The sequence below is a fragment of the Paenibacillus sp. PvP094 genome (genome assembly GCF_040546835.1).
In the GTDB taxonomy this organism is placed as follows: Bacteria; Bacillota; Bacilli; order Paenibacillales; family Paenibacillaceae; genus Paenibacillus; species Paenibacillus illinoisensis.
Genome location: NZ_JBEPOM010000001.1, coordinates 657,448 through 670,973 on the forward strand (window position 1 = coordinate 657,448; position 13,526 = coordinate 670,973).

At 46.6% G+C, this 13,526-nt stretch carries 11 protein-coding genes; 7 read left to right on the forward strand and 4 right to left on the reverse strand.

What is annotated here, in order from left to right; translation table 11 throughout:
• Positions 1–156: 156 nt before the first annotated feature.
• From ABIC22_RS03280 to ABIC22_RS03290, 3 genes are all read left to right on the forward strand, one after another.
• The gene (locus ABIC22_RS03280; protein ID WP_127538184.1) at positions 157–1,062 is read left to right on the forward strand and encodes an ABC transporter ATP-binding protein; all 906 of its coding nucleotides are present in this window, start codon (positions 157–159) and stop codon (positions 1,060–1,062) included.
• Positions 1,055–1,888 carry an ABC transporter permease subunit gene (locus tag ABIC22_RS03285; protein WP_354478201.1) on the forward strand — a complete coding sequence of 278 codons (834 nt, stop codon included), beginning with the start codon at positions 1,055–1,057 and terminating at the stop codon, positions 1,886–1,888. The genes ABIC22_RS03280 and ABIC22_RS03285 overlap by 8 nt, the downstream gene beginning before the upstream one ends.
• Positions 1,889–1,996: 108 nt before the next feature.
• Positions 1,997–2,803, forward strand: a complete 807-nt coding sequence (locus tag ABIC22_RS03290; protein WP_354478204.1) for a MurR/RpiR family transcriptional regulator — start codon at positions 1,997–1,999, stop codon at positions 2,801–2,803.
• On the opposite strand, the gene ABIC22_RS03295 is transcribed toward ABIC22_RS03290, so the two are convergent.
• Positions 2,800–3,786, reverse strand: a complete 987-nt coding sequence (locus ABIC22_RS03295; protein ID WP_354478207.1) for a Gfo/Idh/MocA family protein — start codon at positions 3,784–3,786, stop codon at positions 2,800–2,802. The genes ABIC22_RS03290 and ABIC22_RS03295 overlap by 4 nt on opposite strands.
• A gap of 30 nt (positions 3,787–3,816) precedes the next feature.
• The gene (locus tag ABIC22_RS03300; RefSeq protein ID WP_354478210.1) at positions 3,817–4,827 is read right to left on the reverse strand and encodes a Gfo/Idh/MocA family oxidoreductase; all 1,011 of its coding nucleotides are present in this window, start codon (positions 4,825–4,827) and stop codon (positions 3,817–3,819) included.
• Positions 4,828–5,066: 239 nt separating this feature from the next.
• Between ABIC22_RS03300 and ABIC22_RS03305 the strand changes: the two genes are divergently transcribed.
• Complete coding sequence (locus tag ABIC22_RS03305; RefSeq protein ID WP_354478213.1) at positions 5,067–6,353, forward strand: DUF5050 domain-containing protein; 1,287 nt, start codon at positions 5,067–5,069, stop codon at positions 6,351–6,353.
• 149 nt (positions 6,354–6,502) lie between these two features.
• Positions 6,503–8,131 carry a helix-turn-helix domain-containing protein gene (locus ABIC22_RS03310; protein WP_354478215.1) on the forward strand — a complete coding sequence of 543 codons (1,629 nt, stop codon included), beginning with the start codon at positions 6,503–6,505 and terminating at the stop codon, positions 8,129–8,131.
• 90 nt (positions 8,132–8,221) lie between these two features.
• Here ABIC22_RS03310 and ABIC22_RS03315 read toward each other — a convergent pair whose 3' ends face one another.
• On the reverse strand, positions 8,222–8,797 hold the full coding sequence (locus ABIC22_RS03315) for a GbsR/MarR family transcriptional regulator (RefSeq protein ID WP_095289047.1): 576 nt from the start codon (positions 8,795–8,797) through the stop codon (positions 8,222–8,224).
• A 495-nt stretch (positions 8,798–9,292) separates the two neighbouring features.
• Between ABIC22_RS03315 and ABIC22_RS03320 the strand changes: the two genes are divergently transcribed.
• On the forward strand, positions 9,293–10,522 hold the full coding sequence (locus ABIC22_RS03320) for a quaternary amine ABC transporter ATP-binding protein (RefSeq protein ID WP_127538178.1): 1,230 nt from the start codon (positions 9,293–9,295) through the stop codon (positions 10,520–10,522).
• Positions 10,488–13,076, forward strand: coding sequence for a glycine betaine ABC transporter substrate-binding protein (locus ABIC22_RS03325; RefSeq protein WP_354478219.1), 2,589 nt, complete (start codon positions 10,488–10,490; stop codon positions 13,074–13,076). The genes ABIC22_RS03320 and ABIC22_RS03325 overlap by 35 nt, the downstream gene beginning before the upstream one ends.
• Positions 13,077–13,253: 177 nt before the next feature.
• Here ABIC22_RS03325 and ABIC22_RS03330 read toward each other — a convergent pair whose 3' ends face one another.
• Positions 13,254–13,466, reverse strand: a complete 213-nt coding sequence (locus ABIC22_RS03330) for an immunity 17 family protein (protein WP_127538176.1) — start codon at positions 13,464–13,466, stop codon at positions 13,254–13,256.
• Between the last annotated feature and the right edge of the window lie 60 nt (positions 13,467–13,526).

The following is a 13,526-nucleotide window of genomic DNA, read 5'->3' on the forward strand; positions in this document are numbered from 1 at the left end:
AAAACAAACCTGAGACCCGATTTTTTCGGACTTTAGGGCGTAAATGCCCTTTTCTCCGTGGGACTTTGGACCGAATAATATTTTTTACAATCCATTTGAACGATATTGTCCTGCTAGACGTATCATCTTCAAATAGAGAACGGATGGTGAAGGCATATGATTGAAGTTCGTAGCATATCCAAACAATTTGTGGAGCACCAGGCCCTGCGTGATGTAAGCTTCACGATTGAACAAGGCAGCGTTACCGGATTAATTGGCCCCAACGGCTCGGGCAAAACAACCCTGATCCGCATTATGAACGGTGTCCTTGGGGCAACAAGCGGATCCGTAACGATTAACGGATTGGACCCCTCCAACCATGCAGAGAAGGTACTGGCCATGTGCGGCACACTCACGGAACAAAGTGGACTGTATGAAAATATGAGCGGACGCGACAATCTCGTTTTCTTCGCAGATGCCTTTGGTGTACAGCAGCAATCCAAACGAATTGACGAGCTGGTAGAGCTGTTCGAATTACAGGAGTATCAGCACCGCAAAGTGGGCACCTACAGCACAGGCATGAAGAAACGGCTCGGCCTTGCCCGAGTTCTGCTTCATCGCCCGTCCATTCTATTTCTGGATGAGCCGACAAATGGTCTGGACCCCGATGGGATTCAGATGGTACTCCGGATCATTCGCCGGATGAACCGTGAGGAGAACATGACCATTCTGGTCTCTTCGCACGTCCTGTCCCAACTCTCAGCCGTATGTGATCGATATATTTTCATGGAAAAGGGAAGCAAGGTTGAAGAAGGCTCGGAGCAGGAGATTATACATCGTTATCTCACTGCGCCACGGCTTGAGGTAGAGGCCGTCCTGGCTGATGGATGGAGTGCGGCTGCTGAGTTTAATCCGGAGATCCTCTCGGCGGACAAGGCGATTTTCCAGCTCCAGTCCCGTGAGGAAATCCCCATGCTGCTCAAACATTTAACCACGAACGGACAAGTCTATCAGGCTCGCCTAATCGGCAGTGATCTGGAAAGCATCTATTTTGCCATCAGGGAGGCACACCATCATGAATAATCGTCAAGCGATAAAAGCACTGGTACGTAAAGATATTCGGGCCATCACAGCCAGCATTCAGCTATGGCTCCCCATGCTTATCGTTCCGCTCATTATCGGGGTTACCATGCCCGCCATACTCATATGGGTGGCTTCCCGAGTTGAACTTCGTTCCATTGGAAATCTCGGATTCCTGCTCGACAGTCTCGATATATTAAGCAGCTCAGGACAGATTCCGGAACTGGCCTCCATGGCTACAGACAACCATCGCATTGTCTATTATCTGGCCTTATACATGTTCGCACCGCTGTTTCTGATCATTCCGGTGATGGCCTCAAGCATTCTGACAGCGAACAGCTTCGCGGGGGAGAAGGAACGCAAGACGCTCGAAGGACTTCTCTTCACACCCATCAGCATGGATACCCTGTTTAAAGGCAAAGTACTGGCTGCTCTTATACCTTCCATAATACTGTCCTGGATTACCTTTCTCATCTATGGGATCATTGCCAATATTCTGATGTACCCCATGTTCGGAGCCGTGATGTTCCCGAACTGGAATTGGATCATTCTTGTGCTTTGGGTGGTTCCGTCATGCAGTCTTATGGTTATCCTGCTCAATGTATTGATCTCGGCCAAAGTTCGTGGATTTCAGGAAGCTTATCAGCTGGGAGGACTTATCGTTATTCCTCTGCTTGCACTAATTGCTGGTCAGGCAAGTGGAATGCTGCTTATCAGGCCGGTATTGCTGCTGCTGATTGGAGCTGCACTTCTGCTCATCAGCCTGGTCCTGCTTCGTCTGGTTTCCCTCTGGAATAGTCGCCAGCAGCTGGCTGAGAGTCAGATCTGATCATGATGACACCAAGAGTGTATCCATTCAGATGGCGGCAGGATTGAGAAAACAAAAACGACAGGTTATGATAGGGAGACATGTACTTGGGGACGACCGCAGAGAGGAATGGAACGACTGATGGAATACAGTCTGCTTCAGAAAATGAAATATGCACAGCAATTAACGGCACAGGAGAAGCATATTGTGGACCACATTCTGAACAATCCTGAAGTTGTTTTTGAATCTACGGCTCATGAACTGGCTCAAGCCACCTATACAAGCTCATCAACCATTGTCCGTTTATGCAAAAAGCTGGGTACCCAAGGGTACCCAGACTTTCAATTAAAGCTTGCCCTCGATTATCAGCGTGCTGCTGCCACGCTTCCACCTGCGAATCATCCCTTTACCGAACTGGAGGATGTACGTTCCGCAATGGATTCCGTACCTTACCTTTATCAGCAGGCATTGGAGGAAACACGCCGTCTGCTGAACGTTTCTGTGTTGCAGCGAATCGCAAATTGGGTGAAGGAATCCGGCCGGATTGATATCTACGGCAGTGATATGAACTACTATCTTGCACAGCAGGCCTGCACCAAGTGGAATGAACTGGGCATCTCCGCTATCGCGCACAACAGTCCGAATATGCATTATCTGAACACGATGAACCCTAATGTATCCACACTTTCCTTCGTCATTTCACATACCGGGGAGAATCAGTCGATGGTTGATGTCGCCAAAATTCTGAATGGGAAAAACATGAACGTCATTGCGATCACAGGTAATAACCATTCCAGCTTGTCCAGACAATCTACCGAAACCCTGCTCAGCCATGGCTACAATGAACAAATGAGGCTTTCCAAAATGTCCTCCATGGTTTCTGTACTTTATCTCTTCGATATCTTGTACATGAGCAGCATTCGTGACAGCTATTAAACCCGATCAGCAGCAAAGACAATCCCCGCATCCTTGCGCGCTTCGGCCAATATGTTCATCACAGATTGACTGTGGCTCAGGAGCTCATAACATTTCGTGTAATCCTTATTGATATAAATATTTCTAAAGGCTTCCCATTCGTAATAAAGCCAGTTTGACTGTGCCTGCACGTTGATGATCTCCAAGGGCTCCTGCCCAATCTGGACCTTGATTTCCTGACACCCGTTAGCTCCTCCCACAACTTGAATATATCCCTTCTCCCCCTGGATCAGGACAAAATTCATGCTGCTAGTATCTTTGCATCCCACACACTCCGCAATAAACTCGGGATACTTCAGAACCACTACCCCTGATGTATCAATTCCATTGACGTGTCGGTTAGCCGTATAGGATACGGTTTCCGGGCTGCCAAACATTTTCATGACAAAATGAAGGTTGTATATGTTGATATCCATCAGCGCACCACCAGAGAATTCGGGGTTAAATACATTTGGTGTCTCCCCGGCAAGCAGCTGATTGTATCTACTCGAGTACTGGCTATAATTGCACTGAATGAACCGGATATTCCCCAGTTTGGACAGCTGTTCCTCCACCTTGTTGTAGTTAGGGAGATGGATGTTTGAGATCGCCTCAAACAGAAACAGATTTTTTTCCCGGGCCAGTTTAATCAGCGCTTGGGCTTCCCATGCCGTTGATGTGAATGGTTTCTCACAGACGACATGTTTGCCATGCTGAAGCGCCTGATAGGCCTGCTCATAATGCATGCTGTTGGGTGATGCGATGTAAATAAAGTCCACATTCGGGTCAGTATAGAGTTCGTTCAGATTCGTGTAGATGGTCTGCACTCCATATTTGTCTGCAAGCGGCTCTGCTGTTTCCCTTTTCCGGGAGTAAATGGCTGTACATTTCACTCCATCCACTTCGTTAATTGCCGATAAAATGGCATCCACAATAGATCCTGTCCCAATCGTAGCTATATTCATCGTTGTTTCGCTCCTCTTCTTTATATCCAATCATCTGGCCTTTTTCGCGGCTTCGACTCCATCATGCAAAATATCCAGTACATATAAAACCTCATGATCCTTGACGGGCTTCTCACCGTGATGACGGATAGCCTCAAGCAATTTCTCATATAAAATGCCATAGTCCGTCACTTCAGATGGTACGTTCTCCATATGGGACTCCCCTTTCTCGTCCACATAACTCAAAGTTCCCCAATTCGTTTCGGGTTCAATGTCATAGGATACCGATGTTGGTCCGGCTCCATTCTTCGATTGATGACCACTGCTGTACTTCACAAAACTGCCCCGGTCTCCGTGTATGATAAATTTCGGATGTTCGATCTTGACAAGCAGGCTGCACTTAATGGTCGCTTTCATCTGGCCGTACCGGAAATCAATATCGATATAGTCATCCGATTCCCCAGGCGCCACCAGACTTCGGACATCATAATCAATCCGGTCTGCTTCACCGTATAACGATATTAACTGATCAATGGTATGCACCGCCAAACCATGCAGCAACCCAAACCCTTTGCGACTGTACTGCGGATGAAAATAATCATAGTGGGACTGGATCTCCACAATATTGCCCAGCTTGCCGCTCTCGATCACTTTTTTCAAAGTAAGAAAGTCGCCATCATACCTGCGGTTCTGGTTCGCCATCGCGATAAGATGTTTACGTTCCGCCAGTTCAAAAATCTCCTTGGCTTCAGCCGAAGTTGAGGCAAACGGCTTCTCGACCAAAACATGTTTGCCATGTTCCAATGCCAATTTGGCGTATTCAACATGACTGTCCACATGAGTCGCAACAACAATCAGTTCGATATCTGGATCATACAGTATATCGTTAAGGACTGTAGTAAACGTAATTTCAGGGTAGTAGCCCTCTCGCTCCGTGTCCCCCAGCCGGTCTTCCTCACGTCGGTAGATTGTCTTCACCTGGATCTGCTCTCTTCTCTCCAGATAAGGCAGATGATAATTTACTACCGCATTTCCAAATCCAATAATAGCGATCTTCAACATATGAAATCACTCCTCTACTTTGGTTAAGCGCAATGTTATCATGCAGCAGACTCGTGGTGAATGCTTTGGAAAAGGAATGGCAGCAACATTCGAAAATGGATTCAAGGCTTGGGATAGCGTGAAATTCAATTTCAAACTGCGGGCATCAGGCAGCTGAGATATAACAATTTTTCCCTAGTTTACCGATATAATTTAAGAAACGAACTACATACATATGGATGAAGGGTGTCGATGGAGACATGAGCAAATGGTTTACAGGCATGCAGCGCAAGATCAGTACTTTTCTGTTGTTTACACTGATCACTGCAGCAATATTGGGCGGAGGTAATGCAGCACAGGCAGCTTCCCTCAATCAATCTACTGTGTATTACGATTCGGACGGTGTATTGTACAAAGTATCCAGAGATGGCAGCAATACGACAGAAGTTTTACTTGATTTTCAGGGTGTGGACCTTGTAGCGGCAGGTTCTCACCTCTTCTACACTTCAACTGAAACTTCCACAACACTGCTTCGGGTCCCCAATGACGGATCGCGCGATACCGCCGAGACGTTTGCAACCGACGTTCTGCGTTACGATACGGATAACGGATTCATATATTACATGGATGCGAAAGGTTCAATCTATCGTGCGAGTGGTGATGGTGAGCCAACTTCCGTTAAAAAGATCGCGGACAAAGCAGATACGGATTTCCCGCTGCTCGCCGTCATTAAGGGCCGCGTTTATTACAACGCCCTCGTTAACGGCAATACCTGGATCGTCTCCAAAGCTACAAATGGCAGCGGAACTGTACAACGGATTGCTGAAGGCGCAGTGGAAAGCACTTATTTTATGAATTCGGCAAAAAACAAACTGCAACTGATGGTTAACACCAATCCTTATGAAACCTACTACTCCACCAATGCTGTGGTCATGTACACCGTGAACTACAGTACAGGCAAGGCAAGTGCTGTGAATCCAAAAGCCAAGCTGGACGTAAATGCAGTATATTCCGGGGGCTGGAGCAGTTCGTTTTACGTGTATAACAAAGGAATCAGCCTGGACAGCAGCAAGGATTACAACTACGCAACAGGCAAAGCTTTTGCCCTTACAACTTCAGGCAAGACATTCCAGCTTCATAGCAAAAGCATCCGAGAAGTAAGTGCACTTGGCACAGACAAGGCAGTTATCATTGATGCAGACAAAAAAGCGTACGCAAAAACCGTATCTGGCAGCAAGGTCACCAAAACGACCAATCTAAATTTGACTAACGTCAATTACGTTGGGGATCAGCTGTCCAATGGCACAGCAACACTTGCCTACATTTCTGGCGACAATGGCCTCTACGCTGTAAGTTCGACACTCAAAGTAACCAAACTGGTCGGGTATGAATGGGATACCTTCCATTTCAGAGATGACGTACCAGGCATCTTCTACATTAATGCGAAAGACCTCTATCGTTTGTATCATATCCAGGCGAATGGATCAGGTAATAAAGTGTTAAGTGAAGTATTCCTGGACGACATTCTGTTGGTAACACCAAACTAAATTTCTTATTAAATAAAGAGGATTACCTTGCAGCCCTGCGGCTCCCGGTATCCTCTTTTTTATATGTTCACAACTATTTTTGAAAAACGTCTTCCATATGAGAATGATAATTGTTATCATTAAAAAAATGAGACAAAAGGATGGTCCGTATGAATGAACAGCTTCCCTTCATTTCTGAAACGTCAACTCTACCACTCCTCTCTTCCATGTGCCGTGTACGCTGTGGGGAGAATTTCCGTGTGCATGGCAAGACGGTTTCCCGGCCTATGCTGTGTCTTGTTTTGCAAGGAGAAGGTGTCCTGGTTCTTAATGATCAATTACATAAAGCCCGCGCCCATCAACTATTTGTACTGGAAAAGGGGACCACGATTGAGGCTGCCTCCCGCTCCGGTATTACGGAATGCATTCTCCTATCGATGAACACAGTCCAGTTGAAGCAAGTGCGTGGTGAATGGAAGATGACTTCTAATCCCTGCCTCCCCTTCCAATGGTCAACGGGTCCTATGCCTGTTCGTCATGAGCAGCAGATGGTCGCGCGCATGGAACAATTATATACAGCCTATCAGGGCGTTCAGCAGGAGCATTTTATTAATATACACACTCAGCTCCACGAGTTGTTGCAGTACATTTCTGAGAATCGTCTAGAAGCCAATCATGAGAAGGTTGACCCTGCCCTGGAGCGAAGCATTATGTATATGCACCGATTCATGGGTGAAGGCATAAGTATGGACCAGCTGGCCAAGATCGCCGGCCTGACTCCGAGCTCATACTCCCGCAGCTTCAAGAAGGCCAAGGACATGTCACCAACAGATTACCTGAATCGACTGCGGATTGAAGAAGCCAAACAACAATTGCAGCAGGATCGATGTTCAATTAAAGAGGTCGCTGAATCTGTAGGTTATGGCAATGAGTATTATTTTAATCGCAAATTTAAACAGGCTGTCGGTATCTCACCCAGTATATATATGAAGAGAGAACAATTACGAGTAGCAACGGCTTCCGTTCTGGGCCTGGAACATAACTTGTCTTCCCTGGGGCTAGAAGCGATTGCGACGCTAAACGGATTCACAGATCAGGAACTGAGCGAGAACGAACACCAGCATAAGCTCACATTGCAATTCAACAAGCTTCGCCAATCGAAGCCTGATCTGATTATTGCCGACACACACCATGAACCCTATCACGATAAACTGAAAAGTATTGCGCCAACCGTCCTCCTTGAGCCTGTCCAGGACTGGAAACAAATTCATTCCCGTATTGCCGAGCTGGTTGGACGGGAAAAACAAGCCTTGGATCATTTCAAACAGCTTGAATTTAGAACGCTGGATGTGGGCAAACGTCTGCAACAGTTTTTTGACCATGAACGGGTTACACTTGTAGAGGTTAAGCCTCCAATGATTCGGCTGCAGGGTACGATCAATCATCCCCTGAGTCATTTGTTGTATACCGAATTGGGGCTGCAACCTGCACAGATTGCTCCGCCAGAACACCAGTGGGTCGATTACCCTGCTGAACGCATCCCTTTGCTGGATACGGATCACTTGTTCATCCATCGTCTCTCCATGCATCCTGCCAGCGAAAAATTGCTGCGGCGGTTAAAACAGACGTCTTCATGGAATCGTTCGCCTGCTGTACTTGGTGGCAATGTACATGATATTTCAAGTTGGCTAATGATGAGCTGGACACCTTCGGGACGTCACCGGATTATGGATGAACTTATACACATCGCAGAGCAGCATGCGGCCCTCTCTCATGCCGGACTGATCGGGCAATTCTAATTAATTTGGAACCAAACCTGATTTTTTTCTTCATTATAAATACACAGCAAAAAGGCGCCTCCAAATAGGAGAGCGCCTTTTGGGTTCTGCTTAAGAGTTATCTTGAATCTCTTCCCGCGGAACCAGCTTATAGATTTCTTCATCTTCCATGGTGTCGATCAGTCGGTCCAACCATTTGTAATATGCTTCCGCTTGCAACACTTTATTTTTGTCTACCTTTAGAATGTGAAGAAGTTCGGCATCTGCTTGCTCGTCCAGGTCTTTAATCAAACGATTCAGCTCCTCAACGGACTTGCGCAGCACCTGAAGGTTACTCTCCACCGCTTTTCTCCATTTAATTGCAAAATAATCCGTAAACGTCTGATGCCAGTCATACTCCACTTCATATAGGTCTTTCCGAGAGCCCTTGCTCCATACCTTATTTACCATCTTCAGATCCAGCAGTGTACGTACGCCGGTACTCATGCTCGTTTTGCTCATTTCCATTTCCCGGCCCATATCGTCAAGGGTCATTGGTTTGTCTGCAAAAAAAAGCAATCCATATAAGTGTCCCGTGGACAGCGTAACGCCGTATAGATCCATATTACGTCCGATAGCTTCAATGACGCGTTTACGGATTCTAAGAACGGTTGCCTGCTGTTCTTCTTGTAAATGGTCCAAGCCCATGCTTGCAACCTCCATTCTGAACATTCCCAGTCTTGGCACAAATAATTGCAACCATACAAGATCCTGCTTACATGGGAAAGCATCCGGCCGGACATCCTATATGCCAGAGGGCTTTCGTTCACCCAATGTATGAAAAATGGAACCTTACCAGGTTGCATCTGCCTACGACTATCTTTAACCAAAAAACAGCTTAAATTAGCTCATTGTCTATTGTAGGAAAAGCAATATCAAATGTAAAGCCGCCTCATTAGGCAGAATAAGGAGTAAAACAGAGCATTCGGACGGAAAACTTTGTACAGTTTTTACTGTACAAACATTATGTACTGTTTATTCAGTTGATATACTGGTTAAGTATTGATACAATACAAAACGTTACCCAGAAAGACGGGAAGCGAAGCAACAATTACCGGATTTCGTGGCTGGGCGCACAAGTGTATGGGCTTGTGGATGCTGAAAGCCGTTCGAAGTGCACAACACATCAGAAGGGGTGAAAACATGACCATACTTGAAGTAAAAAATGTAAGTAAACTGTTTGGCCCCCAAACCGAGCAAGGTCTGCAATTACTGGAGCAAGGTTGGGGAAAAGAAAAGTTGGCCAAAGAAAAACAGATAACGGTTGGTGTCAACCGGGTCAACATGGAAATTAAGCAAGGTGAGATTTTTGTCATCATGGGACTTTCAGGAAGTGGTAAATCCACACTGGTTCGAATGTTCAATCGACTGATTGAACCAACATCCGGTGAAATTCTCGTTCATGGCAAGGATCTACGTAAAATGAACAAAGAACAATTGCGCGAAGTACGCCGGAAAACAATCAGCATGGTATTCCAAAAATTTGCGTTGTTCCCGCACCGTACCGTTCTTGATAATGTGGAGTATGGACTTGAAGTCCAAAAGGTGGACAAAGCTGTTCGACGAGAAAAAGCGAAAACCTCACTTGAACTGGTCGGTCTCAAAGGCTGGGAAGATAAGATGCCAGATGAACTGAGTGGTGGTATGCAGCAGCGTGTCGGCTTGGCTCGTGCGCTTGCCAATGACCCGGAAGTACTTTTAATGGATGAAGCGTTCAGTGCACTAGATCCACTGATCCGCCGGGATATGCAGGATGAACTGATTGAGCTTCAGGATAAAATGAAAAAGACGATTATTTTCATTACCCATGACTTGGACGAAGCGCTGCGCATCGGTGATCGTATTGCCCTCATGAAGGACGGCGCTGTCGTGCAGATCGGTACTCCGGAAGAAATTATGATTCAACCGGCCAACTCTTATGTGGCCCGCTTCGTCGAAGACGTGGATTTGTCCAAAGTCCTCACCGCATCACATGTTATGAGGCGCCCTGAAACAATTACGCTTGACCGTGGTCCTCGTGTTGCCCTCGAATTAATGCGCGAACGTGGTATTTCCAACCTGTTTGTCATTGACCGTTCGAAAAAATTGCTTGGTGTCATTACAGCAGAAGATGCGACCCGTGCGATGCGTGAAAATAAAGTATTGAATGACATTCTGATCACGGACGGGCCGACTGTGGCGCCTGAGACCCTGATTCATGAATTGTTCGAAATGGTAAGTTCAGCCCATGTGCCTCTCGCGGTTGTTGGTGAGAATGGCCGTCTGCAAGGTGTTATCGTCCGCGGTGCCCTGCTGGGTGCGCTTAGCGGTGAAGTTGCAGTAAAGGAGGAACTTGTGAATGATTCCCAAAATACCACTAGCATCGTGGATTGAATCCATCGTTGACTGGATGAGTTCCTCGCTCTCCGGATTGTTTAATGTAATCTCTGTTGTTATTCAGGAAGTAGTCGGATTCTTCTCCGGGTTGTTCATGCTCCCGCATCCGCTCCTGTTCATTGCGATACTGGGTGTTCTAGCGTTTCTCGTGGGTCGCCTCCCATTGACACTATTTACGGTTATCGGATTCTTGCTCGTGGATAACTTGGGATACTGGTCCCAATCTATGGACACACTCGGTCTGGTTATTACATCTGGATTGATCTCCATCCTGATTGGTGTTCCAGTCGGAATCTGGCTGGCATACAGCAAAACTGCAGCACGGATTATTACACCGCTGCTTGACTTCATGCAGACAATGCCTGCATTTGTCTACTTGCTGCCAGCCGTAACCTTCTTTAGTCTCGGTGTCGTTCCAGGTGTTATCGCATCAGTTATCTTCGCGATTCCGCCAACCATTCGCCTGACTCATCTGGGGATCAAACAGGTTTCCGGCGAACTGGTTGAAGCTGCTGATGCGTTTGGTTCAACATCCATGCAAAAGCTGTTCAAGGTACAGCTTCCACTCGCCTTGCCTACCGTGATGTCGGGGATCAACCAAACGATTATGCTGTCGCTGTCCATGGTTGTCATTGCATCCATGATCGGTGCACAGGGTATTGGTGCGGAAGTATATCGTGCGGTAACACAGCTTCAAATTGGTAAAGGTTTCGAAGCAGGTCTCGCTGTTGTGGTACTCGCGATTGTACTCGACCGTTTCACGCAAAATCTGTTTATGCCTGGTCGGAAAAAGACCTCTCGTGTATCTTCTAAACAGAAAGCTTGGATTACCGCAGCAGCTACACTTGTAGTGCTGGTTGCCGGTTTCTCCCAATACTTCACGGGCGGGACTACTTCTGCCGGCGGTAACAACACAGCAGCCAATGCTGTAGGTGAAGAAGTCAATTACCAGATCATTGGTATTGACCCAGGTGCAGGGATCATGAAATCTGCTGCCAAAGCGATCGAAGACTATAAACTGACTGACTGGACTCTTATTGAAGGCTCTGGTGCAGCCATGACGGCTACGCTGGACAAAGCGATCAAAAATGAGGAACCAATCATTATTACAGGTTGGACACCGCACTGGATGTTCAACAAATATGATCTGAAATATCTGGAAGACCCTGAGAAATCCTTCGGTGATGCGGAAGAAATTCATACCATCGCCCGTAAAGGTCTGAAAGAAGATCACCCTGTTGCTTACGAATTCCTGTCCCGTTTCCAATGGACGTCGGATCAAATGGGTGAAATGATGACTGCTATTCAGGATGGCACATCCCCGGAAGAAGCAGCTAAAGCATATGCTGAGAAACATGCGGATCAGATTGCTGAGTGGACCAAAGGTCTGACTCCAGTGAACGGTGATGCATTCAAACTTAGCTATGTGGCTTGGGATTCCGAAATCGCAAGTACCAACCTGCTGAAATATGTGATGGAAAACAAACTGGGTTATAAAGTTAATGCTCTGCAAGTAGAAGCCGGACCGATGTGGACGGGTGTTGCCTCAGGCGACGTAGATGCTTCTCCAGCAGCTTGGCTGCCACTCACGCACGCTGACTACTGGGAACGTTACAAAGACCAGGTGGATGATCTCGGAGCCAACATGACAGGTGTACGTACCGGTCTCGTGGTTCCTTCATACATGACGGACGTGAATTCGATTGAAGATCTGGAAACCGGTGCTGCTTCCTCCGCGCCAACGGCGAATGCCAATGTAGGTGATGAAGTGAACCATCAGATCATCGGTATCGATCCAGGTGCAGGCATTATGAGATCCACAGCAAGTGCCATTGAGAAATACGGTCTGTCCAACTGGAAACTGGTTGAAGGTTCAGGAGCCGCAATGACAGCTACGCTGGATAAAGCTGTTAAGAATAAGGAACCGGTTATCGTTACTGGCTGGACACCACATTGGATGTTCAACGCATACGACCTGAAATACCTGGAGGATCCGGAAGGTGTCTACGGTGAAGCCGAACAGATTCATACGATTGCCCGTAAAGGGTTAAAGGAAGACAAACCTGTCGCTTATGAATTCCTGGATCGCTTCTCTTGGACAACTGAAGAGATGGGTGAAATGATGATCGCTATTCAAAATGGAGAAGACGCTCAGCAAGCTGCTGCTGCTTATGCAGAGAAGCATAGTGACCAAGTGTCTGAGTGGACCAAAGGTCTGACTCCAGTGAATGGCGAATCCATCAAACTAAGTTATGTGGCCTGGGACTCCGAAATTGCAAGTACCAACTTGCTGGAGTATGTTCTGAAGGAAAAACTCGGTTACAATGTAACTTCCCTTCAAGTTGAAATCGGTCCAATGTGGACGGGCATCGCCAACGGTGATGTAGATGCTACGCCAGCCGCATGGTTGCCACTTACTTCATCAGATTATTACAACAAGTATAAGGATCAGATCGATGATCTGGGTCCGAATATGGACGGTGCCAAAACAGGTCTGGTTGTACCAGCCTACATGGACATCAATTCCATTAACGATTTAAAAGATAATTAAACCAGATCGAGTTGAATCAACCTCAATTTGGAAAAAAGACCACCGAATTTTTCGGTGGTCTTTTTAAATGCAGCTTTTTTCTGGAATTCGAGCAAACTGTTTTCGTTAAGGCTAGATCTCATTTGAGATGTACTTCTAATGGAGCTATGTAGGTATACTTTGAACTGAACTACTACCTTATCCGATAAGTAACAATAACACACCAATTGTAATGAGTACTATACCCAAAATGCCATAGACTACCCTTGCTGCCTGTCGTCCAATCGTTTTCACGAAAAGTCCTGCCTGAAAGGTACTCATGAACCAATCCCAATTTTTCATACCGCCCAACATGCTGAAAATCCCCGCGATTATGGCAACCAATGCGAGCAAGATCGGTTGATCCTCCATATCATCACCCCTTCCAATATAATCCTGTTTACTATACTCGCTGATGGCGAAAATGAACAG